Here is a 23478-nt window from a genome sequence, read left to right on the forward strand (position 1 = left end):
AGATAAGCATATAAGCATTTTAACTTTACCGAGGGGGAGAGGTAAAGATGGCCGAAAAGAGCGGCGCGACCGGAAGGCAGTCGTTGAGCGAGCGGGCCGGGGCCGCCTTAGAGGACCTTGGTCTGACTGGGAGCGAAGTCAAGGCCTACGTGGCCCTCCTTAGAGGCGGAACGATGACCGCGAGCGACGTCAGCAGGGAGGCGAGGATACCCTACTCAAAGGTCTACGAGGCTCTGGAGGCGCTACACAAGAAGGGGTGGGTCGAGGAGCAGAAGAGCAGGCCGATCTTCTACACTGCGAAGCCGCCGGACACCGCGCTGGAGGAGCTCAGGTCAAGGCAGGAGACGGAGAGGAGCGAGAAGGAGAGGCTTGCGCTGGACGAACTGATGGGAGTCTACGTGAGCAGGGGCGAGCAGGAGAAGCCGGACATCTGGATCATGAGGGGGACCAACGAGATACTTTCGAGGGTCAAGAACCTGCTATTGAACTGCAGGACAGAGCTACTGATCGCCCTGCCGCCTTCGCTGCTGCCCTTCACCGAGAGGATCGAGCCCCTCCTGGCCGCGCTCAAGGAGAAGGGGGTGAGGTGCATGGTGCTCACCTCCCCGGAGCTTCCGAAGGAGGCCGGTGAGCAGCTAGGTAGGTACTCGGAGATCAGGGTGAGGAAGACGATGTATGGGGGAGGCCTCATCTCGGACTCGAGGGAGGTGGTCCTCCTTCTGGGAGGAGGGGAGCAGGGGGGCCTTCCGCTCGCCATCTGGGCGTCGCACCACGGGCTGGCCAGCTTCGCGAAGGACTACTTCGAGTTCCTGTGGAATTCGCAGGGGACCTCCAGGGTATGAGAAAGCTTCCTCCGTCCGAACAAGAGATGAGGCTGATCGAGATGCTCGTATCGGAGGCAGGGCTTACCCCAGAGGAAGGGACGTTGTACCTTCGTCTGCTGCAGGAGGGCTCGGCCAGGCCGGGGTCTCATCCAGGACTCGCGGCGCTGCAAAGGAGGGGAATGGCGATCCTTTCGGGAGACGACACGAGAATCATCCCTGTCCACCCGCGGCTCGGGATTGCCAACTACTACAGGACTTGGAGGGAGAAGACGGTCAGGGAGATCAACGAGAGGAGGATTAGGACCGACAAGCTGATCCTAGAGCTGATACCTGTCTACGAGGCCACAATAGAGAAAAGGATGAGCAAGGAGGCGGGCCGATAGATTGGCGGACTGCGAGCACGAAATAGTCTTCAACGCGATGGTCAACGTCAACCGCGACAACTACCTCCAGGGAGTGGTGGACGTCTGGCGATGCAGGAAGTGCAAGAGGCTCTTCTGCGACGACAAGAGGTACGACGAGCCCCTGAAGCCAAGCGTCGGGTTCGAGTCGATCCCTGACGAGGAGGAGTGGGGGATTCTGACCTGCACAACCCTGAAGGAGGTCTTCATGAATAGCATGGGGGTCCGGCCCGGGAAGAAGCTGACGCACGCGTGCAGGAGCGGGGAGGTCCACGAGTTCATGGTGGGCTCGGACTTTTCACTTTCACCCGACATCGCCAACCCGATACATAGGGTCTATCTGGTCAAGGACAACCTGAACAGGAACATCGAGGCTGGCTACTACAAGTTGACGATGAAGAATTGAGACTTGGCACACTGGCGGCAGTGTCTGGTGTCCTGGCGGGAGTCTGGGCGATGGGCGGAGAATTCGCTTTCAGTGCGTGGGCGTACGGCCCTTTCTGCACATCCGACGTGTGCTTTTCTGCTCCGGGATGGTTTTCGTTGGGTGTCGGCGTTGTCGGGGGGATCTTAGTCCTGTCTTCGCTCGCTGGCTTCTTCGGGCCGAGGAGGTCGTTCTATGTGGGGGCTGCATCGGGAGGTGCAATCGTGGTATTGCTGCTCGCTGTCTGGGGCGAAGTGGGGGTGGCGTTCTACTGGTCGTTGCTCATTCTGGCACTGGTCGCCGGGACGCTCTCAGTTCTGGCCGCGAGGTCCAGGACAGCGCTCTCGGAGCAGTCCAACCCGATGAACCTGCCCGTCTTCGGCTAGACTGCAAAGACGGCGAATCGCCCGCTTCTGATGATTTCGGCGACCTCTGACCTGAGGTTAGAGAGGTCAATTCCGTGGTAGAGCGGGTCCGGGTACTCCAGCTGGATCGCGGCTCTTCTCAGCACGCCTATCCCGACTTGGTCTTTGGACTTCTGGTGATGGACGAGCCCGGCACACACGAGGATCAGGCCCTGGAGAAGGTTCTTCTCGGGACCTTGTTTCACCCTCCACAGGCCTTCGAGAACCTCGTGGCACTCCCAGTACCTCTCAGAATTGAAGAGCTCTCGCGCATCTCTTAGCACCTCTTCGTCGGTCGCGTGCTTAGGAGCCTCGTTCAGGTCGTGGACGAACTCTACCTTTGCGAGCGGCTCGATCGCCGAGAGGAAGGTCTGGAAGTCACCCGAGGAAGGCGCGAAGACGTCGACCTCCGTCGCCCCATAGGATGATCGCTTCGGGTTGCGGACCTGCAGTCCGAGGGTAGTCGCGACAGACCGTGCCGCGGTCAGAGGGTCTTGGTTCTTCTCCCCAGGCGCGAATCGCACCAGATATCGCATGGTCAGGTCGAGGGAAGGGAGTTGAAATGCGTTCCCGAGCCAAGGCTTTAATCGGAAAGCCGCGAGGAACTTCGATGTGGGTAATGACCTGAATAACCCGTCTGACACCATATGGGGAAGATCTTGAGTAGGGAACTCACGCTCTTTGGGAAGCTCTTGAACTGAAAGCTGGGAATCAGTTTATAACGTGAAGGGGGCTCGAGGTGCTCGGGCCCTTCCTTGGTAGAAATAGACCTGACCTGTCATCTCGAAGGGTTCAGGAGGTTCCTGATCAGCAGCACCTGCAGGAGCTTCATTCCGGAGTCGTACTTGAGAGACGACGAGGTGTTTCCCGAGAAGGCGGGCGACCAGGGCTCCATCTACGTGGAAGCGGTGGACAAGGTCGACCTCAAGAAGATCCGCGACGTCACATTCGTGAACGCGAAGGACATACTGGGGATTATCTACACGTCCAAGAGCGGGAATACCAAGCTCAAGTGGAGGGAGCTCAGGGGGCGCACAGGGAGGCTGACGGGCGAGGCATCCAACAACTCCTTGGTCAACATGTCCATGGCGCGGATACTCTCGCCTCAGGATGTGGAGGCCATCATCTCCAGCCAGGAAGGGCAGGCCGAGGAACAGGCACCCGCCTCGGATTCAGAAGAACAGGTACAGGCCGACGTTCCCCAGGAACAGTAGTTTTCAAACAGAAAACGAAGCGCAAACTGCGGCGTTTAGTTTATACCCACCGTAGAGCGATTGGGTTCGAATGGCAAAGGTCAAGGTCAACAGGATAAGCAGCGTCACTGACCCGCTCTCTGGCCTGCCGGCCAAGCAGATCGAGCTGGTGGAGGTCAGGGACTCGAGGAGGCCTGAGATGTTTCCGCCCAGCGACGAGGGCAGGCTCGTTCAGGGGATGGTCTCTCAGCTGCAGTCGATGGGCCTGATGCCGCAGATGAGAGAGTTCGGGTTCTCCAAGGTCGTAATGACCCTCACTGAGTCAGAGTACGACATGCTCGGAATCAGGCTGGATGTCAACGAAGTCTACGAACTCGACATCAGGAACGGAGCTCTAACCTTGCAGAAACACACCGAAGGAACCTAGGCCGAAGGGAGAGCAGAGCCCACTTGACAGGCGGCGTCGAGAAGGGCGACCGGGCCCCTGACTTCTCACTTCCATCGCAGCAAGGCAGGCTGGTGTCGTTGCGCGATTTCGTGGGCAAGAAGAGGGTCGTGCTGTACTTCTATCCAAAGGACTTCACAGTGGGCTGCACGGCCGAGGCCAAGACATTCAGTGAGAATTATGATGAGATCAAGAGTTTGGACGCCGAGGTCTTGGGCATAAGTTCCGATTCCATCGAGAGTCACGGGGAATTCGCAGAAGACTGTAAGGTCGAGTTCCCGCTGCTCAGCGACTCCGAGGGTGGCGTGAGGCGTCAGTACGGCATCCGTCGCTCTTTCGGGCTTGTCCCCGGGAGGGTCACTTTCGTAATCGACCGGAGAGGGATAGTGGTCAAGTCCTTCAATTCTCAGGTCGACCCCAGGAGGCATGTGAGAGAGGCGATCGAGGCGCTCCGGGACTCCGAAGTTGAAGAGGAAGCAAGGTCCCGACAGTTGAAGAGCGGACCATCTACTTGAGAGAGCGAGCGGCGAGGATGAAGATAGTTGGGATTGGAGATTCTACGACGGCCGGCGCCCCCGCCTTCCGCTCGCCTCTAGAGTCCCCTCCGGGGGGAGCGGGGGAAGCCAGAAGCCAGTATTCCTACTGGATGATGAAAGAGCACCCCGAGTGGGAGGTCCTCAACCGGGGGATTGCGGGGGAGAGAACCGACCAGATCCTTGCGAGGTTCGCGAGGGACGCAATCTCCCCCGAGCCGGAGTTCGTAGTAATTCTTGGCGGTGTCAACGACATCTTCCAAGGAGTGCCAGTCGGGGCGATCGAAATCAGTCTGTCAAAGATGTATCAGTGGGCCCTCGATTCGGGCATGGTACCGGTCGCCTGTTCGGTTCTGCCCTATTCAGGGATGAGCTCGGGCGAGAAGACGGCGATGGAGACGCTCTACCGGTGGATCCTGGACGAAAGTAAGACCCTGGCGATCCCCTTCTGTGACACGGCGCTCTCAGCCTCTGACCCGAAGGACAGATGGAGCCTGGCAGACACTCCGGATGGAGCCCATCCAGGAGTCGAGGGCTACCACAGGATGGCTCGTGCGATCTCCTTGGTGATTGCGGAAGACCTCAAAGAGGCTGCGGGCGCCAAGGACTGAGTGCGGCCGCCGAGACGTGGAGTTTTAGTGTTGCGGGATGTGGATTCGTGGGTCTGGACCTCTTGAGGACTCGAATCCGACCGGCCCATCGCCCGCTTGTTTTCCCAGTTCCGTTTGAATGTCTACTCGTCTCGAATTCGCGCACGACGGGACCCGGACCGACTTTAGGGGCTAGAAATGGCACCGGATGGTTTCGTCGGTTTCGTTCCGGCATGGAGTCGAGCATGTGGCGCCGAAGGCCCCGCGCCTAGTCGCTTCGGGGTTTCGAACCTGAACATGTATCGGTCGGAAAAGATGACAGGGTTAGCCCGATGCTTGGCTTAGCACCTGCCGGACACCTGACAGGCGTATGGCACGGGACTACCGGAACCGGTCCAAAGTGAGGTTCCATCGCCGATGGAAGTGCCAGTGTATTCCCAGCTGGGTGAATCTGTTGATGAGAGCCCGGTGTTCAAGTTCACGCCAAGCATGGCTCTGCCTCCGACTACAGCAGCGGCACTTCCCAGAAATGTGATTATGTCACGGTTACCCTCAATCGAGCTCGCGGCCACGTAGGACCATGTTGTTCCCGAATAGGATTCAAGCGAATTCTGATCGACGTGCCATGAGCTGGAAGTAATGTTCGTCGGTGATTCTACTCCAAATTGAAATCTCTCGACCGTCTTTCCATTAACGGTCGTAGTTCCTACGTAAAAATTAGTGTCACCAGTCGCAGATGAGAGGGGATTGTAGATTGTTGGGGCATTGTTGTCAAATTGGGTATGAGTATTATACACGAAATTCACGAACTTCACTTTGCCAATTGATGAATCATATTTCACCAGTCCCTCGAGGGCAAAGCTGCTTGTTGTCCCAACGTTGGCAATTTCCACGCGCGTCGGATTCTGCATCCAAGGAAATGTCTCGACCAATATTGACACCTGACCAGTCGGATAGAGGTTGTAGCTCTGCTGGTATGTGCAGGGACACTGGCCACTTGATGAAGTCCCTGCCACAGAAGCAATGCTGAGAATCCAGGTCGGGATGACGGATGGATTCGTCCCACTGAAGTCCGTCCCGATGAAGACCTTAGTTGCCGTCGATTGACTCGGAGTAAAGTAACCCGCGGTATAGTCGTTCGCATAGGAAGGGGTTGCGGAGCCCATCAACAGAACTGTCAAGCCTACCAATAGTGCCAGAGATTTATTCAAGAGATTGCGACCGTAATGTCGGTGTCGTAGAGAATGAAAAGGCCCGCACTTGGCGAAACCGATAGTCCGCCGGCGAACAACTTGAAGGTCGTACTCTGCACTCCGCTTGGCACCGTCAGCGATAAGACGGTTGTGAGAGTCTTTCCCGCCCCCAAATTCACCGAAGCCTGAGAATAGGTCTCAGCACCTGTTATATCGAAGGATCCGATTGATTCTTGACCCTGAACGGTATCGAAGGAGACCGTTACAGAGGTCAGGGTGGAGTCGAAGCTAGTCAACTTCAGGGTTATTGGAATCTTCAGTGTTTGCCCAACGCTGGCGTGCAGCACACCTCTTGTCGAGGAACTGATATTTAGCAATCCGGTGACTCCGTTTTCCTTTGCTAGGGATGGGTTTGAGAGCAATGCAGAAGCAGGAAAAGCCTGGATATAGTGAGTCGAGATTGAAGTCTGAGCAAAGTCGACCTGTCCGACAATTGATGGAGTCGCATGCGCCGATTGATATTCGATACTTACGCCTCCCAGAAACAGGAAAAACACACTGAACAGGAGATAATGCCGCTTCTTGGGCGAGCCTCTGCGGACAAGCTTCAATCAGACCAGCCATCGAACAGACCGTTATCAAGCAATTAAGGTTTTCTTGGAATGTCACGTCTTCGACCTATTCCCTTTGTGCACTACCCTGCGAGTTCGAATGATCTCGCCAACTTCTGTCCCACTTCTGAGTGTTCCGGGAAATATGAATGCATCCATTTCTGGCGCTGATAATGTGGTGCGGCCGCCGGGATTCGGACCCGGGCAAGAGGCCTACCCGGCCTGTGCCATTGGGAAGCCACTATCCTAACCACTAGATCACGGCCGCGCTTCTCGCATCGGATTCAAACTGCCCGTATAAATCAGATTAAGCCCCGATCGGCCTGAGAGGCTTCAATTCGGGAAGAATCTGAGATGCATCCAAACAGTATAAACAATGGCGGTTGAGTTTCGCGAGAGTTGAGTGAAGAACTCGTGGAGCCGATTTGCCCAGCCTGAAGGGACTCGGTCGAAAGGCCCGCCGAAGGACGTCCGGTACGAGAAAGGCGATAGTCCTCCTCTCGGGCGGCATCGACTCCGCGACGTGCCTCTACCTCCTGAGGAGAGAACATGACGTGCGTGCCATCACTTTCGAGTACAGAGGTATCGTAGCTTCAGAGCTCGCCTCGGCAAGGGCCATAGCGGCGCACGCAGGCGTCAGAGAGCACAGAGTTGTTCGACTCCCCGACCTGCGCGAGGCCGCGGACATTGGCGCCGAGAAGTTCCCCGGCAGGCCGCCCAGCTACATACCGGCCAGAAACGCGGTCTTCTACGGCCTGGCGGCTTCCTTCGCAGAGGAGGTCGGCGCTGTCGTAGTGGCCGGAGGACATCACAAGGAGGACGCCGTGAGGTTCCCAGACGCGAGCCCTGCTTTCTTCTCTGCGCTCGAGCGGGCGCTGCTCGTGGGCACCCCTGCTCTGAGACGGAGGGGGATGAGGATAGTGTTACCGCTCAGGACTCTTTCAAAGTCCCAAGTCTTGCGCAGAGCGTCCAGAGAGGGTGTGCCCCTCCAGCTCACCTGGAGTTGTCATAGGGACGGAAGGCTCCACTGTTGGAAGTGCGAGGGATGCCTTTGGAGGGTGAGGTCCTTCAGGGAGGCGGGAGTCAGCGACCCGCTTCTCGGGTTACAAGGAAACATGCAGGGTCCAGAGTCCCGCCCGAAGCACCGAGCATCACCTTAAATCGAGAACCAGACCGCGGCGCCCTGCCAATGGGAGACCTTCTGATCGGGACGTCGGGATGGTCGTACAAGGAGTGGAACGGCGTCTTCTACCCAAGCTCGAGCACCAACAAGCTCAGCTACTATGCGACTGTCTTCGGGACCGTTGAAATCGACTCCACTTTCTACGCCTACCCTTCGAAGGGCCTGGTCTTCGGTTGGGCGAGATACACCCCTGACGACTTCGTCTTCAGCGCCAAGCTCCCCAGGCTCCTGACCCATGAGAAGCGGCTCGACGCCTCGAAGGGAGTAGAGGCCGACCTCATCAGGTTCCTGAGCCTGATGAAGCCCCTGATAGCCGGGGGAAAGATGGGGCCGATACTGATCCAACTGCCACCGAGCTTCACCTATTCCCAGGACTACGACGCGCTTAAGGCCTTCCTCGGAGTCCTCCCCGAGGACGTCAGGTTCGCGGTCGAGTTCAGGCACCCCTCATGGCTCAAGGAGGAGGTGTGGTCCCTCCTGAAGAGCAAGAATGTGGCCAATGTGATTGTCGACGAGCCCCTCCTCCCGCCTGACCCAGTGGTCACCGCCGATTTCTCGTTCATCAGATGGCATGGGAGGGGGTCGAGGCCCTGGTACAACTACAGGTATAGCGACGCCCAGCTCTCTGACTGGGTCCCGAGGGTCAACGAGGTCGCTTCGAGGGTCAAGAAGACGTTTGGTTACTTCAACAACCACTTCCACGGCTTCGCGGTCGAGAACTCAGTCAAAATGATGGGCAAGCTGGGCGTTTCGAACCCGAGGCAGGAGGAGGCAGGGAAGAAGGCGACTTTGTTTCTTGAAGGAGGGGGAGGGAAGGACGGAGAGGGGAGCATGCTCGAGTTCATCGGCGGGAAGGGTGGCTGATTCGAAGGTCAAGCTGCTCATGGGGGATGGGAAGCCGAAGGTCAACCCATCGGAGTTGAAAGAGACGATCGAGAAGGCGGGTATGAGCGTAGGGGACAGGAAGGCAGACTTCGGGTTAGTTGTGGGGGGAGACGGGAGGTTCGGGAGGTACGGGAGGACGGAGTCGATCCCGCTCCTCTTCGTCGGCGTGCGTTCAAGGAGGGCGACGGGTTCCAAGGCGTTCATGGCTGCTGCGTACTACGACGACCTCCCGGCAGTCCTCCAGGAGATGGGCAAGGGGAACTACGCCGTGGCGGAGCACAAGAGGCTCGAGGTCTTGAAGAACGGGAGGCAGCTTGGCGAGGTCTTCACCGACGTGTACCTGGAGAGAGGAGCGGAGAGCACCTGCCTGAGGTACCGCGTGACGATCGAGGGACAGGAGGGCGCCTTCGAGGACGAGGCGATAGGGGACGGAGCCGTGGTTACAACCGCTGCGGGAGCAACCGGCTACTACTCGTACCCGGACAGGATCAGCGGTGGGACAATGGACCCGACTGCCCACTCCGCGGTGGGGGAGGACCAGATTGGCATCTGCCACGTGACACCCACGTTCACCAGGAGAGCGGGCACGGAACTCCATCCCCTAAGGTACACGCTTCCGTGGGGGACCAGGGTGGAGCTGACCCTGTTCAGGAAGGCCGACGCACGCCTCTACGGCACGACTGACGACAGGGGAGGGGTCAAGGTTACGATGAAGGACAGGATCACGGTCCTGCCCGGAAAGAGGGTCACGAGGCTCGTTTCAGTTCCGCACTCAGGCGTGGAATAGAAGCCCGGAAGGCGCCTATGGGGGCCCGATAGGCCCGCTTCGGTCAAAGATAGATTTTCCAGACTAGGGCTGGGCGAATTGCAATAATTCGTTCAAACCTGAGGTATTATTCCCAGCGCGGAAAGCGAAGGCCCAACGGGGGTGAAAAGAGTGAACCAAGAAGACGGATACCAGATATCACGTGCCCTCCTTCTGATAGGAGGCATAGTGGCCATCGCCTTCGGAGCGACCGCACTTGGCGTCAACCTGACGGGCGCCAGGACATATGCAGACCTGCTCGCCTTCCCAGGGCCGCTGCTGACTATGATAGTCGGCATCATCGCCCTAGTCACATCTAGCAAGGTCAAGGACGAGTCCCTCAACGTGGTCATGGCGGTCCTAGGCTTCATCGCAGGAGGAGTTGGTGGAGTCTTGGTCGCGGTCGCTGGCGTCTGGGCCATCATCTCTAGACACACCCTGAAGGGTGCCGCGTAGCGGGCGATAGCCCGCCGCAGCCCGAAGGGTAACCCCACGGGCTTTTTCTTAGAACTGCCGGTCACTGGGGAGTTTGGACTCCGAGGGCCTGGGCCACGGAGGGTGAGCGCTCCCCAAGGATCCGCAGCCGCTCGCGGACGACCTCGTGACTGAGCCTGCCCGCCGCGCGCGGAGCGCTAGCAATCTCCTTGAGGACGGTGCGGTACGCGGGCCCGAGGACCTTGAGGACAGACTCGAGGACCTTGTAGCAGTCGAGCTCCTCGAAGTCGGCGTCCCCATTGAAAGAAAGTTTGAGAAGGGCGACCTTCTTCTTGGAGAGCTCGGAGAGCTCCCGTGAGAGGTCCGAGGCAGCCCTCTTCAGGCCGTTGAGGTCCGCGTGCGCGCTTAGGGTCGGGTCGTTCATCACGTTGACGGCATGGACCTGGTCGCAGTACTCGAGTCCCACGAAGCCGGCGTCTTCTGAGACAGAGGTGGTCATCTTGATCCTGGCACCGTTGTCTGCCTTCTGGAAGTGGGCCCTGACCTTCTCTCCGGAGGTCTCCGCGTCCGTGAGGACGTACTGGTCGAGCCTCTCGAATCCCAGAACCCTGCTCTTCTTGAGGAGGGCTTTTGAGAACCTGACAGGGACCTTGAGGTCGTAGCCGAGCTGGGAGAGCATCAACTCTTGGTGGAAGAGCTTGGAGTTCTGCGCCGCGAGCCGAAAGTCGTACTTGATTCCTCCCTCGCATTCGTATCTGGAGTGAGCTTGGTAGATTCCGTCCCCGAGCTTGACTGACACGACCTGTTCGATGACCGGGATGGGGTCCGTCGCGAGGTAGGCTTCCATGCTCTTGAGCGCCTTGTCCCGCTCGCCCGCCGCCGCAGCCTGCCGCTCCGCGACTTCTTCCTTTGCCTTCCGCTTGAGCTTCTGCTTTGCTTGAGCGACTGCCGCCGATAGGAAGCTCTCCAACTGTTTCGTGAGCTCCTCCACCGCCTCGTCAGAGTCCTCCCTCATGCCGGAGGTCAGGTTGAGAATCTCCTCGGTCCTTGAATCCAGCTTGCTGAGCTCGGTTTCAAGCGTCCCTTCCAGGTCAGCGGCTTCCTTCTCGAGCTCCTTCGCGTGCTCGCTGTGCTTCACGGCGTCGAAGAGGTTTGTAACTGTCTGCCTCAGCGAGTCCGCTGGGTCCATTCGTTGGTCGAAATTCCCGTCGTTCCTCCTATAACCGTTTGCTCCCTTCGGGGAAGGCTGATGAATGGAGAAATAGTCTCCCTGACTTGAGACGGAATAGGATTGAGTCAGGATAGGGGAGAGGAAGATGAGGCGATGGAAAGGCTTCTACTGGACGTAAAGGCAGTTACTTTGCTTTCGGGCTCGGACGAGGAGCTCAGGGCCAGGGTCAAGGCAGGACTGGTCGTGAACAGCGACGAAACCGTTCAAAGGTTCGTAGGCGCGCTACAGGAGAAGAGAAGGCCCGACGTGGTGCGGCTGATGGCGATGGCGCTTGGCGAGCTGGTGCTGGCATCGGTACTCGTGGTCGCGGGGACCGTCACGCTGGCGCCCACGGTGCTGGGCGTCAAGACCCCGGCCGGCCTCGTTGAGTACTTTGCCGAGCAGGTCTATGGGGCGATCGGCACTTCCCCGTTAGCGGAATACGTGTCGGTGATAGAGTTCGTGGTCGGGGCCGTACTCGTGCTAGGGGCCTTCTACACCCTCAGTCAGGCTGCGCTCAACATGAGGGAGGCCGGGCTCTCGGTAACGCCAGGCGAGGGTTAGTGCCCCAGCTCCTTCCGAGGGTCAGGACCGCAGCCCTTGGGTTCAAGGTAGTCGGCTTCGCGGTGGGCCTGGCCCTGGTCTCTCTGGGGGTCGGGATCGCATTCGATGAGTTCACCTATCTTTCGAGCACGCCTCTGGTAGGAGTGGGGGACGTCGTCGTCCTCCTCGCGACAGGCTCGATGATCTTTGCGGGAGGGGCGCTGGTCGCACAGCTGCCCGAGTCGCTCACTGCGAGGTTCAAGAGGATACCCGGGTTGGCGAGAAGGAGGCCAGTCTACGGGTTTGGGACGATGGTAGCGGTGGGCGTGGGCGCGACCCTAGGGTCGCCCCTCTTCATCCTCATCCCTCTCAATGTCGAGCAGTACGAGGTGGTTTCGATAGCCTCGCTCGGTCTTGCCACGCTCCTGTCGCTCGGGATGGCTAAGGTCTACTCGGACATGTACAAGGAGTCAAGGGCGCAAGGGCAGGAAGGGGTCGGAGGTCCTTCCTTCGCGAAGCTGGCGTGGGGGCGAAGGAGCGTCAGGTACTTCGTTTCAAGGGTCTCGATGTGGGTAGCTAACACCGCGCTGGCGGCGTACACGAAGATAGTCTTCCTCGTCTTCGACTTTGCTTTCCTCCCTAGGATCCTTTCGGCTTATGGCCTCGGGGGGGAGACGACCAACATAGTAGTCTACGGGCTCGCGGCCGCCTTCGTCCTCTGGACTCTCGTCAACGTGCTCTTCGAAAGGCGGTATCTCAAGGCCCTCGGCAACATACAGGTTGTGCTCACGGGGGGGCTCGTCGTCATGCTGGCGCTCCACTCACTTTCGCTCGGGGGGGCGGGTGGCTGGGACCTGACGGGGCTCTTCCAGCCGATAGCAGGCGGAGGGTGGCCGTGGGCCCTCATAGTCAACACGGGATACCTCTACCTGCTCTTCTTCGGGTTCCAGGAGATCCAGGCCTTGGAGAGGGACGCACTTGAGAGGTCCAAGATTCCGATAATCTCCAACCTGAGGAAGGGATTCACCATGGAGAGGACCAGGTACCTGGGCGTCGCGATGGTGGCTAGCGTGCTCATCGCGGCGTCGTTGAACATATTGTATGGGCTGGCGGTCTTCTCAGCCCATCCTGACCAGGGAGGGCTGGTCGGCTCCCAGATCCCGGCGATCTATTTGGCGCAGACCTTCCTCGGGACCGGCCAAGAACTCCTCGTCGCGGCCGCATTTCTGATCGCCGCGGTCACCACCTTCGTGCCCGCCTTCCTTGCCGCCGCCAGGCACCTCAGCGCCCTCGGAGAGGACGGGTACATGCCGGAGTCCCTGGCAAGCGCCTCCTGGCTTTTCACCCTGGTCGCGATCTTTCTTCTCGCGATAGGAAGTCAGAATTTCCTGGTCAACATAACCGACTTCATGGTTCTGTTGAGCCTCGGAGTGGTCACGCTCTCAGCCGTGGCCCTGAAAGGGAGGCCGCAGGGAAGGAGGATCGGCAAGTCGAAGCTGGCCCTGGTCATCAGCGGGTCCTGCTTCTTGTTCGGGGGCGCGGTATACTTCATCGACCCCACGGTGGTGGTCTTCGGGAGCGTAGCCGTGATCTTCGCATACCTGGTCTTCGACATCATCGAGCTCGGCAACCTCGGGTTGCAGCTGTTCGCATCCGTCTTCGGGCTCGTCTGCGCAGCGGCCCTGACCTCCTTCAAGCACACCGTGCTCCTGAAGGGCATCGTCCAGGCTGCGACGTTCGGAGTCGTCTCGGAGTCCGACGCGCTGATAGTCGGCGGCCTGCTCCTAGGAGCGGTCCTGTTGACCGGCAACCTTGTGCTGGACGTCAAGGTGCTGAGGAGGACCGTTAGAGGTTGAAAACTAGTCTAGTTGGTTCTGGGACTTTCCGATGGGGGCCTCGTTGCTTGAAGACGATTCAGGAAGCTCAAATGGTCGCATAATGCGACGCCGGAAGGCGAACCACGGGAGACTTTCTGGCCCCCATCACCGTCTCATGGGCGGGGCTTGCCTATTAGGATAGTTACCATCGAGGACATCCGGCTTATTTGGATTGTTACCATTCTTCTTTGAGATGAACAGAAACCGCTTTTCCCAGGCTAATCCTTAGTCTCCTGGGACGGAATTAACCGAACCTAGGACCTTCTCCTGATGATGACGATCAGGATCAAGACTATCGCTGCAGCTAGGGCTGGAAGGAGCACAAAGGCCTCCAGGTTCGAAATGCCTGATGTTTGGTTCTGCAGACTCTGTAACCCCGAGCTGATTTCATTGGCCTGGGCTGATGTTGCAAGGGAACCAACCGTCCCGCTGATTCCTCCAATGTCGCTTTGGATAATCGACTTCAGGTCGGCGATCGAGGCAGAGGTGGCCAGCGAGCCTAAGGTCCCCCTGATTGCAGTCAAGGATCCTGAGATGGTCGTGAAATTGCTCGCAAGGCTTGAGGATAGATTTCGTACTTGTCCACGTATGCTTGCAAAGTCACTTGACAGGACACCCATAGTGTTCGTGAAGTTCCCCGCCATGTTGGTGGAGAGCGAAGTCAATCTGGAACTTAGCAACACGACCTGGGAGTTGATAGCGGTGAGCTGGGAGGAAACCGCGGCCAGGGCGCTGGCAGAGGCAAGTTGATTGTTGACGGTGAACGAAGTCTGTCCCCATGTGGAGTTCGGGCCCACTGTAGCCTTCACGGTGATACTGTAGAGGCCGTTTGGCGCATTCAAAGGCAGATTGTATGTCCATCTGACAAGCTCTGCCGCCGTCACTGTAGGAGAGGCCGAAAGGGCAATGGCCGTCCCGTTAGGATAATAGATGCGCGACCCGGAAAAGGTAGCTTTGTTTCCAACGGCCGTTCCGTTGGTGTACTGGACGGTTGAGGAGATTTGGACTGTCTGGCCGGCGTAAACCGGAGAGGAAGCCTCCACCGATATCACCAGCTGCCGAGACTTTGACGCAAAGGCGGGGAAGGCGAGAGGGCTGAGCGCCACTACGGTCACCATTACAAGACCTGCGGAAACCGTCAACCTCCGGTCCATTCGCAATCGGCACGGGGCCTCCCGATTAGATAAGCCTTCATGGCCTCGCATTCGACTCCGGCCGGACAGAACGCTGCATTCAGTGCTCATGGATTGAGGGTTCTCAACCCTTAAGCTTGGCAGCTAGTGATTCAGGCGCGTGAAAACGACAGAGGAGAAGAAAGGAATCTACTTGGCTAGCGCAGTCATCGCCTTCTCATTCCTGGTCACAGGACCCAACCTCCTAGTCTCCAAGCAGAGCCCGGGGATTGGGGTGACCGACACCTCAACTGGCGTCAACTTCAGCGTCATTCAGATCTCGAAGGTCATCTCACTGTCGGGCGCAGGCGGCGCTCCGACCTTCCCAGACTTCTGGTTCTACCTGTCGAATCCATCGAAGAACGTGACTCGGACATCGGTCTCCTGCATAGACCTCTTCGGAGTCTCGAGGACGTGCGTCGAACCATTGCACCAAGTCTATGTCAACGAGCTGGACATCCAGATCGCAGCACCGAACGGTACCACATTCACGAGCGACAGCTTCACGCCTCCGACTGGAGCCACTTCGCCCGGAAGTTTCCCCACACCAGGGGCGCTTGATGGCACCCCGACGACCCTCTTCGGATACAGATGGGACTTCAGGGGTTGGGGTCAGGCCAGCGTTGCTCCAGCTGAGAACGCACTCGTGTTCTTTGTCGGATACGGCGTCGGCGCTCCCACGGGCACATACACGGTCACAGCGACCATGCACTACACGATAGCCGGTACTCCCCATTCGGTCTCCCTTACTTTCACCTTCAAGGTCGTAGCCTAGTCGAGGCTCCCCTGTCAAGGTTGCCGGACCAGCGTAAGCCCTGCCGCCGAGCGAGGGGGGTTCCTTCTATCGTAAGCTCCGGGAATGAAAGGTAATTAGGCTCTGAGACGAATAGGACTTCGTGAAACCTGCACAGAAGGGCGCTCAGAGTTCCGCCAAGAGTACCGCCTCGGCAGGCAAGAAGTTCAAGGGATTCACCGATGAGGAGCGCGCCGCGATGAAGGATCGCATCCAAGAGTTGAAGTCGGGGGACAAGGAAGATGGGGAGAGCGTCGTGCTCGCGAAGATCGCCGGGATGCGGGAGCCCGACCGCACGACGGGCAAACGGCTCCACGCAATCATCAAGGCCAGTGCGCCCGGCCTTGCGCCGAAGCTCTGGTACGGGATGCCTGCTTACGCCAAGGACGGCAAGGTCGTCTGTTTCTTCCAAGCGGCGCAGAAGTTCAACTCGAGGTATGCGACGTTGGGCTTCAGCGACAAGGCGAATCTCGATGAAGGTGCTATCTGGCCGACCACCTTCGCGCTGAAGGGGTTGGGTGCCGCGGAAGATGCAAGAATCGCTGCGCTCGTGAAGAAAGCCGTGAGCTAAATTGGATGGGCCGAAAGGGATTCGAACCCTTGGCCTCCCGATTATCAGTCGGGTGCTCTAGCCAAGCTGAGCTACCGGCCCACGGTCTCGCCACGCCTCGGGTTTGCCTATAATTCCTTTCCAGACGAGAAGAGGATAAGAACAGACGAGAAGAGGATAAGAACAGACGAGGAGCCCCTTCTATTGTGGGCCGGTAGTTCAGCGGTACGAACGCCCGCCTTGCACGCGGGAGAATCCGCAAGGGTCCCAAGGTCGGGGGTTCAATTCCCCCCCGGTCCATTTATGGATAGCTCAGAATAGACTCAGTTTGGCTGACAGAGTTTGTTTCGAGCCCTATTCTCACGGCTAGTACGGTATGCGGTCGCAGGAAACTCAAGTTCGCCACTGTACTAATCCGCATCCTTGACCTCATCAAGATGCCGCAATCACGGATACCGTGTTTGAGCCAGTGTTGTCGGCATAAACGTCTCCGTTGGAAGGGTCGAAGCCACCAGGGGTGGTGCCAACATGCACGATGTCATGTCCCCTCCAGATGAAGTCGAGATAGAATGACGGTGAGTTTGAACCCAACAATTTGCTCACAAACCATCGATAGAATGTCTCTGCCGAAATTTGAACCCGCGTGGGTGGCTTCAAATCCGACCCGCGTCATAAAATTACTTGATTCGTCAGCGAGCAGCAGCTTTGAGCTGTCAGACCCCCGCCAGTCGACCTCCTCCTTTTGTTTAACGGCTATCATGATAAAGATAGGTCGGAAGGTCCCGTTCGAATACTAAGCAGAAAAAGGCGGAGCCTACGCCCAGATGGGCCTGTAGGCTAACAGAGTCTCGGATGACTTCACCCCTTGCACTTCGGCAATCTTCGAGACTGAGGAGAGAACTTCGTCTTGGTTCTTCCCGTATACAGTCGCTAGGATGTCGAATTCGCCTGGTACAACGGATGCATTGCGTACTTGTGGGTGCTGTTCTAGAGACTGGAGGACCTTCTGCGCGTTCTCGTTGACTTGCAACAGGACCAGTGCGAGAGCGTCAGTTGCCTGAACGTTCTTGCCGTTTGCAAAGCCTTCGAAAGGCGTGTAGGTTCTTGTTGATGTGACCCCGGTAATGGATCGGATCTTGTTGACCAGTTCGTAGACCTGCTTTTGGTCTGCGGCCTTCAGCTCAATCGCTAGATCGAACCTGCCGGTCACTGGTGAGAAGTAGGTGATTCCCTGAGTGTGCTTTAGCTGCTCAGTCACTTGGCTGAGCATCCTCGGCTGAACAGATGCGATTATGGTTGTTGGATTCATGTTGGTAGTTATCATTCTATTTCAATTTGCAATGTTTATGACACTATATAGGTGTATCTAATTTCAATGTTATACTTATTACATACTGGCTGGCGCCTTGTGATGGCATAGGTTGACAGCGTCATCCAAAAGAAACGGAAAAACGGTTAGCGAGGCTGTATCTACGGTCATCTGGCGGAACTACGTGGTGCTCTCGTCGCTGAAGCTGAAGATAGTCAACTACCATGCGCTCGCATCCAAGATCTCGTCTGAAGTGGAGGAACTGACCGGGAGGAAGGCCAAGATGGCGACCATCGTGGTCGCGATCAAGAGATTCTCGGACGGCTTGGAAGAGAAGAGACTCGAAGAGATGTCAGCCAGTCTGAAGGACTCCAAGCTCGAGCTCGCCGGAGGGATGGTTGACGTGTCGGTCGAGGGGAAAGCTACCCAACAGCATCAGATTCTGCAGGATTTCCTGAAGTTGAAGGACCGGTTCAGCGGCACTCCGTACGTCTTCCAGCTTCCCAACTCGGTTAAGATAATCGCCGAGGAGGAAGACGCGAAACTTCTCGAGGAAGTGTTGTGGGGAAACTACGAGACGTCTGTTATCAGGGACGTAGCAAAGGTCACGATCAGGTCGTCTCCCTCGGCGAAGAAAGTGCCCGGAATCTCGTCGTTCATCACTGAGCTACTCTTCCGGAACGGTGTGAGCATCCTCGACGCGTTCTTGACCAACGAAGACATCGTATTGGTCATGCCGGAAGAGCTGGGGCCCAAAACCTATCAAGTATTGAGCGAAGAGATTTCGAAATAGCGAGGCCCCTATGACGCAGTCGCTCAACAAGCTGTTGAACTCCAGGCGGGAGTCTCATGCCCAGACACTACTTAGCCGAGCTAGATGCGGCACTGTGCCTTGAGGCTCAAATCCGACCCGCGTGCCTCTTGAAGTGGAATTAGAGCCCCACATCGGAGGTCGTACCTCCCGTTTCACCCAATATGTGTGGAGTTGGCAGCCTCGGCCGAGCCCTATCCCTTGTATTCCGCGCACCGCGTTCGTGACTACGAACTAGAGGCGTTCTTGCCCAGTCCCCACCATGCTCGAACAGCGCGGCTAGTCGCGCTGGCCTACATTCTAATGACGTCCTGCTGGTGGTTGATGACCGAGAAGTTCCTGACGAAAGTTGGGACTCGATCAGTACTATTCAGGATGCAGTGGGGAAGCACAAATCTGGCGAGACCATTCGGTTCCAGGTGCGTCGGGTCTCGGGCGAGACCGAAGAAATCGTTGTTGGGAGACCGTAGTCGAAGACATCTGCCTGACCGTCGGAGAGTTCCTGCCGTTATGGGAAGCCTCAGACTAGGGAGAATTTCCGACCAATTATTTGGTCGGTAGTCCCGGCGACCGCATACTTGGTCGCCAAGCAATGCTCCACGTGGGCAACGCGCATCATGAGTCGAGTTGTCCTACCGAATATGCGCTTAAATACGTGTCAGCGTTGTACGACAAGTGATGAGCGAAGCTGTATCGGTTAGGTTGCCCGAGGACATAGCGAAGCGGTTGGATGACCTAGCGAGGTCGCTAGACCGCCCCAAGACGTACATCGTCACAAAAGCACTAAAGGAGTACCTCGAGGAGTATGAAGACTATCTCGTCGCACTCCACAGGCTGAACGACAAGGACGACAAGGTCGTCTCGCAGAAAGACCTGGTCAAGCTTGCCCGGTAGGATCCTTTACAAGTCGTCCGTAAGCCGCGACCTCAAGAAGATCAGCCCGAAGGACGGGACTAGGATCCTAAATCAGATCGGGACGACCTTGAGTGAGAGCCCAAGGGGCGGCGAGGCGCTACATGGAGAGTTCCAGGGACTATTCAAACTCAGAGTGGGGGACTACAGGGTCGTATATGCGATATTTGGTCCTGACATTCTCGTACTCAGAATCAGACACAGAGGCAAAGCGTATGACTAGAAATTCTGTGTTCCGAACCCGCTTCGGAGACTCTCTTCAAAGCGGATTCGCCAGGTTCCAAGCATCTTCGAGTTTGGACCGTATCTCAGCATGGTTTTCCCATCGGATCCCCCCCGGTCCACCTTGCCACTCACCTTTCGATGCTTTGAATGCGTAAGAGTCTCCGAACGCCGAAGGGCTTTATCCTCGGCCCTCGAGCGGGGATTTGAACAATAGATGAGAAGAAGGACATCGGGGGGAAGGTCGGAGGGCCATCCAGGGAGCGCCTCCCCGTGGTCGTACTACGTTGCAGTCGATGAGGTCTACCACTCCAAGTGGGCTTCCAAGCAGCTAGCAAGGCTGGAGGTCGTAAGGGAAGCGGTCAGACACCTCTGGCCTAGAGGCTATCCGGTCAAACTGATTCAGGTCGCGGGGACTAGTGGGAAGGGCTCGACATGCCAGTTCCTCCAGAGGGGGCTGTCTGCCTATACGAAGGCCGGCTGTTATGTCAAGCCTCACGTCTTCGATTACTCGGAGAGGTTCGTGGTGGAGGACGGGCTCGCAAGCCACGAGGAGATCGCCGATGTCTGGGCCAGGGACATCAGGCCGTACTGCGTCCAGAGCGCGCTCAGGGGTGAAGTATGGGTGCTGGACCACTTTGAGGCGAGCCTCCTGGTCGCTCTGAGAATCTTCGAGAGGCACAAGCTCAGGTGGGCTGTGATCGAGACCGGCCTCGGCGGTAGGTACGACCCGGTGACCGCCCTCAAGGTAGAGGCGACGGTGCTCACGAACGTGGGCCAGGACCACGAGGAAGTCCTAGGGCAAGAGCTTTGGCAGAGGGCGCTGGAGAAGGGCGGAATCTGCAGGCCCGGGGTTCCCCTCTTTACTGCCGACTCGAATCAGATTACCAAGCGAGTCTTGTCGGGCCTCTGCAGGGACGTGGGCTCTCCGCTTCACATCCTCTCCGCAGGTGATGTCAGAACGATCCGCGACGCCTGGCTCAAGGCTGACAAGTCAGCCCTGTCTGGGGCGCTGCTCGAGTCCCGCTATCAAGCGACCAACGCGGCTCTGGCTGCCAAGGTGATACTCCAGCTCATTCCTTCGGCGAAGATCAAGACAGTCGTCTCAAAGTTCCTCGACGCCCGCTTTGTCGGAAGGTTCTGGGCCGTCGAAAAGGACGTCTTCGCCGACGTCGCTCACAACCCGAGCAAGACGAAAGCCCTTTCAGAGGACCTGGGGGCGAGGTTCGGAGATGCGAAGTTGGTGCTGGTCGTCGGAATCACCGGAGCGAGGGACCCGGTGGCGGTGATCGGGCCTCTTGTCGCGCACGCCCGCGCCGTCGTCGTCACTAGCGCAGGGTTCAAGGGCCAGGACCCGGAGAGGGTCTTCTCGTCCTTGAAGGAGTCTTATCCGGGGCTTCCCATGCAACTGGCGTCGGACCCTGGGACGGCCCTCTCGGTCGCAAGGAACCTGACCTCGAAGGGCGAGAAGATCCTGTTCACTGGGTCGACTTACATGATCGACCAGGCGCTCAACAAGGACGACAAGCTGAAGCTCTTGAATGGAAGCGTCGGCTGGAGGGAGCATCGGCAGCGGCAGGTCGTAGGGACTCTCAGCTTCTCCCTCCCGGAGAGCCAGAGATGAGTTCGAAGCGGGACAAGGACGCCCAAGAGAGGTTCGGGTATGACTCCTACCTCTCGCCGTTCACGTGGCGATACGCCAGCAAGGAGATGAGAGCGCTTTTTTCCGAGGAGGAGAAGAGGGCGACCTGGAGGAAGGTCTGGCTCTCGCTCGCGCAAGCTCAGGGCGCACTGGGGCTCCTCTCCAAAAGGGAAGTGAAGGACATCCGCTCGAAGAGCGGCAGGGCTCACCTCGACATCGCGAAGGCGCACAATCTGGAGGGGAAGATCAGGCACGACCTCATGGCAGAGCTGAGGACCTTTGCGGACCAGGCCAAGGTGGGGGGAGGTAAGCTCCACCTGGGGGCCACCTCGATGGACATCGAGGACAATGCGGACATTCTGATCTATCGGAAGGCAGTCGCGATCCTCCGCTCGAGGATCCTCGAAGTTCTTGCACACCTCAGGACAAGGGTCGTCGAGAACAAGGAGGTGGTCTGCATGGCCTGGACGCACCTTCAGCCAGCGGAGCCCACGACGCTTGGCTACAGGTTCGCCAACTACGCCCAGGACCTCGTGCTGGACCTGAAGCTCCTGGACGCGGTCCGGGACACCTTCCTCGGGGGCAAGGGCATCAAGGGAGCGGTGGGGACGTCGGCTAGCTTCAAGGCCCTCCTCGGGACGGATGCGAAGGTAAGGGGCCAGGAAGCGGCTGTCATGAAGATTCTCGGGATCGAGGCCTTCGAAGTGACCGGGCAGACCTACCCAAGGAAGGTGGACTTCGTCCTTCTCTCTTGCCTTGCGTCTGTCGCCCAGAGCTGCCACAAGTTCGGTCTCGACCTGAGGGTGATGCAGTCGCCGGCCTTCGGCGAGTGGGCCGAACCCTTCGGGGAGAGGCAGGTCGGGTCGAGCGCGATGCCGTTCAAGAGGAATCCGATAACGGCCGAACGCATGTGTTCTCTGGCCAGGCTGGTCGGCGCGATGCCCCCGGTGGCTTTCTCCAACGCCGCCTCCAGCATTCTGGAGAGGACCCTGGACGACTCAGCAGCCAGGCGGATTGCAGTCCCCGAGTCTTTCTTGGCTGTGGAGGAGTGCCTCATTCTGTACGGGAGACTTGCCGGAGGCCTGCGCGTCTTCCCCGAGATGATCAAGAAGAACGTGGCAAGGTACGGGCCCTTTGCCGGGACTGAGCCCTTGATGATGGAGCTTTCCAAGAAGGGAGGTGACAGGCAGAAGCTTCATGAGATGATCAGAGTGAAGTCCCAATTGGCATGGGAGGAAGTGATGATGGGCAGAGCCAACCCAATCGAGCGGTTGCTCGCCAAAGAGAAGTCGGTCTCGACGCGGATCACGGGAAGAGAGTTGAGCAGGCTCATGGACCCGAAGAGGCACGTCGGAGACGCGGCAAGTCGCTGCGATTCGTTCGTCAGAAGTACTCTGGACCCGATTCTTGCGAAGGCAAGACGCAGGTCAGGGTCGGAGAAACGCGGATTCTAACGCCCTGCTAACTGACCCTAAGGCCGTTGACGGAGACACCAGACGCGCTTCTCACTCTACCGATTTCATGGACGGCTAGGCCGCCCCTTCGAAGCCTTCTTGCCGCGCGCTGCTCTTCGCCAGGCGGGAGTACAAGGCACATGCCCACTCCCATGTTGAATGTCGAATACATCTCCTTGGCGGAAACTCTCCCTAGCTTCTGCAAGAGTCCGAAGATTGGGGGCGGTGGAGGCATCCTGAGGTCGAATCCTAGCCGCCCGTTCCCTACGAGCCTCCCAAGCTTCGTGAATGCGCCCCCAGTCACGTGGGCGATTCCGTGGATGTCTCCTCCCTTTGCGGCCGCGAGGACTGGTTTGACGTAGATTCTGGTCGGTTCGAGCAGGGCCTCCCCGACGGAGGTCCCGAGCCCCTCGGGAGAGCTCCCCAAGGGGACCTTGCCCAAGATCCTTCGCGCGAGAGTGAAGCCGTTGGAGTGCAGGCCCGAGCTCTCGAGGCCGAGCACGAGGTCTCCCTTCGAGATCCTGGAGCCGTCGACCAGGTCCCGCTTGTCTACCAGGCCCGCTCCCATGGACACCAGGTCGAACCCGTTGCCCCCGTAGCCCTTGATTACGTCCCCCAGTACGGCTGTCTCGCCGCCCACGATTGGGGCCGATGAGAGGCGCGCTCCTTCGACGAGCCCACGGGTGAGGTCCGCCACGAGCGGTTCATTCTCTCGCTCGAGGGCGATGTAGTCCAATAGTGCAACGGGCTCTGCCCCGAGGCATACGAGGTCGTTGACTGTCATGGCGACGCAGTCTATTCCGACAGTGTCGAACTTCCGCAGGCGCTGAGCGACCAGGACCTTGGACCCCACGCCGTCGGTGTGGAGCGCGAGGGCCGAGTCCCCGCCAAGGTCGACGAGCCCAGCGTAGTGGCCGATCGGGATGAGGGGGGCTCCTCTTCCCGACCTGAACCGGAAGGTGGAACCGAGGGTTCCTGCGAGGGTCGCTTGGATCTTTTTGACGGTATTGATGTCGACGCCCGCCTTCGCGTAGGAGGAGCGGGTCACTCGAGGCCC

Annotated in this window: 28 protein-coding genes, 3 tRNA genes and 1 pseudogene; 24 read left to right on the top strand and 8 right to left on the bottom strand. The window is 58.3% G+C overall.

Annotation, left to right across the window (positions count from 1 at the left end):
• The first annotated feature begins 47 nt into the window (after nt 1-47).
• The 4 genes from HY247_04310 to HY247_04325 are packed head-to-tail and all read left to right on the top strand — an operon-like array spanning nt 48 to nt 2035.
• Nucleotides 48-842 carry a TrmB family transcriptional regulator gene (locus HY247_04310; GenBank protein ID QQG48003.1) on the top strand — a complete coding sequence of 265 codons (795 nt, stop codon included), beginning with the start codon at nt 48-50 and terminating at the stop codon, nt 840-842.
• Nucleotides 839-1207, top strand: coding sequence for a hypothetical protein (locus HY247_04315; GenBank protein QQG48004.1), 369 nt, complete (start codon nt 839-841; stop codon nt 1205-1207). The genes HY247_04310 and HY247_04315 overlap by 4 nt, the downstream gene beginning before the upstream one ends.
• A gap of 1 nt (nt 1208) precedes the next feature.
• A complete protein-coding gene (locus HY247_04320; protein QQG48005.1) occupies nt 1209-1631 on the top strand; it encodes a hypothetical protein in 423 nt (140 codons plus the stop codon).
• Nucleotides 1628-2035, top strand: a complete 408-nt coding sequence (locus tag HY247_04325; GenBank protein ID QQG48006.1) for a hypothetical protein — start codon at nt 1628-1630, stop codon at nt 2033-2035. Before HY247_04320 ends, HY247_04325 begins: the two co-directional genes overlap by 4 nt.
• Here the strand turns inward: HY247_04325 and HY247_04330 are convergent.
• Nucleotides 2032-2577: a DUF309 domain-containing protein gene (locus tag HY247_04330; protein QQG48007.1), complete on the bottom strand. Its 546-nt coding sequence runs from the start codon at nt 2575-2577 to the stop codon at nt 2032-2034. The two genes, HY247_04325 and HY247_04330, sit on opposite strands and share 4 nt — an antisense overlap.
• 231 nt (nt 2578-2808) lie before the next feature.
• Here HY247_04330 and HY247_04335 point away from each other — a divergent pair, with 231 nt between their 5' ends.
• The 4 genes from HY247_04335 (at nt 2809) to HY247_04350 (ending at nt 4835) form a co-directional block, all read left to right on the top strand.
• On the top strand, nt 2809-3267 hold the full coding sequence (locus HY247_04335; GenBank protein QQG48008.1) for a hypothetical protein: 459 nt from the start codon (nt 2809-2811) through the stop codon (nt 3265-3267).
• A gap of 70 nt (nt 3268-3337) precedes the next feature.
• Complete coding sequence (locus HY247_04340) at nt 3338-3673, top strand: arcadin 1 (protein ID QQG48009.1); 336 nt, start codon at nt 3338-3340, stop codon at nt 3671-3673.
• A 23-nt stretch (nt 3674-3696) separates the two neighbouring features.
• Nucleotides 3697-4206, top strand: a complete 510-nt coding sequence (locus HY247_04345; GenBank protein QQG48010.1) for a peroxiredoxin — start codon at nt 3697-3699, stop codon at nt 4204-4206.
• On the top strand, nt 4203-4835 hold the full coding sequence (locus HY247_04350; GenBank protein ID QQG48011.1) for a hypothetical protein: 633 nt from the start codon (nt 4203-4205) through the stop codon (nt 4833-4835). The genes HY247_04345 and HY247_04350 overlap by 4 nt, the downstream gene beginning before the upstream one ends.
• 320 nt (nt 4836-5155) lie before the next feature.
• Here HY247_04350 and HY247_04355 read toward each other — a convergent pair whose 3' ends face one another.
• The 3 genes from HY247_04355 to HY247_04365 all read right to left on the bottom strand — a co-directional run bounded on the left by HY247_04355 (nt 5156) and on the right by HY247_04365 (nt 6886).
• On the bottom strand, nt 5156-5983 hold the full coding sequence (locus HY247_04355) for a hypothetical protein (protein QQG48012.1): 828 nt from the start codon (nt 5981-5983) through the stop codon (nt 5156-5158).
• Between the two features lie 38 nt (nt 5984-6021).
• Nucleotides 6022-6429: a hypothetical protein gene (locus HY247_04360; GenBank protein ID QQG48013.1), complete on the bottom strand. Its 408-nt coding sequence runs from the start codon at nt 6427-6429 to the stop codon at nt 6022-6024.
• A 365-nt stretch (nt 6430-6794) separates the two neighbouring features.
• A tRNA-Gly gene (locus tag HY247_04365) sits at nt 6795-6886 on the bottom strand.
• 157 nt (nt 6887-7043) lie between these two features.
• On the opposite strand from HY247_04365, the gene HY247_04370 reads away from it, so the two are divergent.
• From HY247_04370 to HY247_04385, 4 genes are all read left to right on the top strand, one after another.
• Nucleotides 7044-7778, top strand: coding sequence for a 7-cyano-7-deazaguanine synthase (locus tag HY247_04370; GenBank protein ID QQG48014.1), 735 nt, complete (start codon nt 7044-7046; stop codon nt 7776-7778).
• Nucleotides 7779-7807: 29 nt separating this feature from the next.
• Complete coding sequence (locus tag HY247_04375; protein QQG48015.1) at nt 7808-8665, top strand: DUF72 domain-containing protein; 858 nt, start codon at nt 7808-7810, stop codon at nt 8663-8665.
• On the top strand, nt 8598-9473 hold the full coding sequence (locus tag HY247_04380; GenBank protein ID QQG48016.1) for an NAD(+)/NADH kinase: 876 nt from the start codon (nt 8598-8600) through the stop codon (nt 9471-9473). Before HY247_04375 ends, HY247_04380 begins: the two co-directional genes overlap by 68 nt.
• 150 nt (nt 9474-9623) lie before the next feature.
• Complete coding sequence (locus tag HY247_04385) at nt 9624-9947, top strand: hypothetical protein (protein QQG48017.1); 324 nt, start codon at nt 9624-9626, stop codon at nt 9945-9947.
• A 61-nt stretch (nt 9948-10008) separates the two neighbouring features.
• On the opposite strand, the gene HY247_04390 is transcribed toward HY247_04385, so the two are convergent.
• Nucleotides 10009-11115 carry a hypothetical protein gene (locus HY247_04390; protein QQG48018.1) on the bottom strand — a complete coding sequence of 369 codons (1107 nt, stop codon included), beginning with the start codon at nt 11113-11115 and terminating at the stop codon, nt 10009-10011.
• A gap of 135 nt (nt 11116-11250) precedes the next feature.
• Between HY247_04390 and HY247_04395 the strand changes: the two genes are divergently transcribed.
• From HY247_04395 to HY247_04415, 5 genes are all read left to right on the top strand, one after another.
• Nucleotides 11251-11700 carry a hypothetical protein gene (locus tag HY247_04395; protein ID QQG48019.1) on the top strand — a complete coding sequence of 150 codons (450 nt, stop codon included), beginning with the start codon at nt 11251-11253 and terminating at the stop codon, nt 11698-11700.
• The gene (locus tag HY247_04400) at nt 11700-13535 is read left to right on the top strand and encodes an APC family permease (GenBank protein ID QQG48020.1); all 1836 of its coding nucleotides are present in this window, start codon (nt 11700-11702) and stop codon (nt 13533-13535) included. The genes HY247_04395 and HY247_04400 overlap by 1 nt, the downstream gene beginning before the upstream one ends.
• A gap of 291 nt (nt 13536-13826) precedes the next feature.
• Nucleotides 13827-14306: a hypothetical protein gene (locus HY247_04405; protein ID QQG48021.1), complete on the top strand. Its 480-nt coding sequence runs from the start codon at nt 13827-13829 to the stop codon at nt 14304-14306.
• A gap of 543 nt (nt 14307-14849) precedes the next feature.
• Nucleotides 14850-15503 (top strand): hypothetical protein, encoded by a 654-nt coding sequence (locus HY247_04410; protein ID QQG48022.1) that lies wholly within the window; start codon nt 14850-14852, stop codon nt 15501-15503.
• A 217-nt stretch (nt 15504-15720) separates the two neighbouring features.
• Nucleotides 15721-16092, top strand: a complete 372-nt coding sequence (locus HY247_04415; GenBank protein QQG49557.1) for a DUF1801 domain-containing protein — start codon at nt 15721-15723, stop codon at nt 16090-16092.
• Nucleotides 16093-16098: 6 nt separating this feature from the next.
• On the opposite strand, the gene HY247_04420 is transcribed toward HY247_04415, so the two are convergent.
• Nucleotides 16099-16173 (bottom strand) — tRNA-Ile (locus HY247_04420).
• A 106-nt stretch (nt 16174-16279) separates the two neighbouring features.
• Between HY247_04420 and HY247_04425 the strand changes: the two genes are divergently transcribed.
• Nucleotides 16280-16371, top strand: a tRNA-Ala gene (locus HY247_04425).
• Between the two features lie 514 nt (nt 16372-16885).
• Here the strand turns inward: HY247_04425 and HY247_04430 are convergent.
• Complete coding sequence (locus HY247_04430) at nt 16886-17395, bottom strand: Lrp/AsnC ligand binding domain-containing protein (GenBank protein QQG48023.1); 510 nt, start codon at nt 17393-17395, stop codon at nt 16886-16888.
• Between the two features lie 172 nt (nt 17396-17567).
• On the opposite strand from HY247_04430, the gene HY247_04435 reads away from it, so the two are divergent.
• From HY247_04435 to HY247_04460, 6 genes and pseudogenes are all read left to right on the top strand, one after another.
• The gene (locus HY247_04435; protein QQG48024.1) at nt 17568-18173 is read left to right on the top strand and encodes a hypothetical protein; all 606 of its coding nucleotides are present in this window, start codon (nt 17568-17570) and stop codon (nt 18171-18173) included.
• Between the two features lie 257 nt (nt 18174-18430).
• A pseudogene (locus HY247_04440) lies at nt 18431-18661 on the top strand (PDZ domain-containing protein).
• A gap of 208 nt (nt 18662-18869) precedes the next feature.
• Nucleotides 18870-19085: a ribbon-helix-helix protein, CopG family gene (locus HY247_04445; GenBank protein ID QQG48025.1), complete on the top strand. Its 216-nt coding sequence runs from the start codon at nt 18870-18872 to the stop codon at nt 19083-19085.
• On the top strand, nt 19075-19326 hold the full coding sequence (locus HY247_04450) for a type II toxin-antitoxin system RelE/ParE family toxin (GenBank protein QQG48026.1): 252 nt from the start codon (nt 19075-19077) through the stop codon (nt 19324-19326). The genes HY247_04445 and HY247_04450 overlap by 11 nt, the downstream gene beginning before the upstream one ends.
• Before the next feature lie 216 nt (nt 19327-19542).
• A complete protein-coding gene (locus HY247_04455; protein ID QQG48027.1) occupies nt 19543-20949 on the top strand; it encodes a hypothetical protein in 1407 nt (468 codons plus the stop codon).
• A complete protein-coding gene (locus HY247_04460; protein ID QQG48028.1) occupies nt 20946-22421 on the top strand; it encodes an adenylosuccinate lyase in 1476 nt (491 codons plus the stop codon). Before HY247_04455 ends, HY247_04460 begins: the two co-directional genes overlap by 4 nt.
• Nucleotides 22422-22428: 7 nt before the next feature.
• On the opposite strand, the gene purM is transcribed toward HY247_04460, so the two are convergent.
• Nucleotides 22429-23469: a phosphoribosylformylglycinamidine cyclo-ligase gene (gene purM, locus HY247_04465; protein ID QQG48029.1), complete on the bottom strand. Its 1041-nt coding sequence runs from the start codon at nt 23467-23469 to the stop codon at nt 22429-22431.
• Nucleotides 23470-23478: the final 9 nt, after the last annotated feature.

The sequence above is a fragment of the archaeon genome (assembly GCA_016432545.1).
GTDB lineage: Archaea > Thermoproteota > Nitrososphaeria > Nitrososphaerales > Gagatemarchaeaceae > UBA183.

Bases quoted from the DNA above. Each gene is read 5' to 3' on its own strand.
- HY247_04310 (QQG48003.1), top strand. From the start codon at position 48: ATGGCCGAAAAGAGCGGCGCGACCGGAAGGCAGTCGTTGAGCGAGCGG.
- HY247_04315 (QQG48004.1), top strand. From the start codon at position 839: ATGAGAAAGCTTCCTCCGTCCGAACAAGAGATGAGGCTGATCGAGATG.
- HY247_04340 (QQG48009.1), top strand. From the start codon at position 3,338: ATGGCAAAGGTCAAGGTCAACAGGATAAGCAGCGTCACTGACCCGCTC.
- HY247_04375 (QQG48015.1), top strand. From the start codon at position 7,808: ATGGGAGACCTTCTGATCGGGACGTCGGGATGGTCGTACAAGGAGTGG.
- HY247_04390 (QQG48018.1), bottom strand. From the start codon at position 11,115: ATGGACCCAGCGGACTCGCTGAGGCAGACAGTTACAAACCTCTTCGAC.
- HY247_04395 (QQG48019.1), top strand. From the start codon at position 11,251: ATGGAAAGGCTTCTACTGGACGTAAAGGCAGTTACTTTGCTTTCGGGC.
- HY247_04405 (QQG48021.1), top strand. From the start codon at position 13,827: ATGATGACGATCAGGATCAAGACTATCGCTGCAGCTAGGGCTGGAAGG.
- HY247_04415 (QQG49557.1), top strand. From the start codon at position 15,721: ATGAAGGATCGCATCCAAGAGTTGAAGTCGGGGGACAAGGAAGATGGG.
- HY247_04430 (QQG48023.1), bottom strand. From the start codon at position 17,395: ATGATAACTACCAACATGAATCCAACAACCATAATCGCATCTGTTCAG.
- HY247_04445 (QQG48025.1), top strand. From the start codon at position 18,870: ATGAGCGAAGCTGTATCGGTTAGGTTGCCCGAGGACATAGCGAAGCGG.
- HY247_04455 (QQG48027.1), top strand. From the start codon at position 19,543: ATGAGAAGAAGGACATCGGGGGGAAGGTCGGAGGGCCATCCAGGGAGC.
- HY247_04460 (QQG48028.1), top strand. From the start codon at position 20,946: ATGAGTTCGAAGCGGGACAAGGACGCCCAAGAGAGGTTCGGGTATGAC.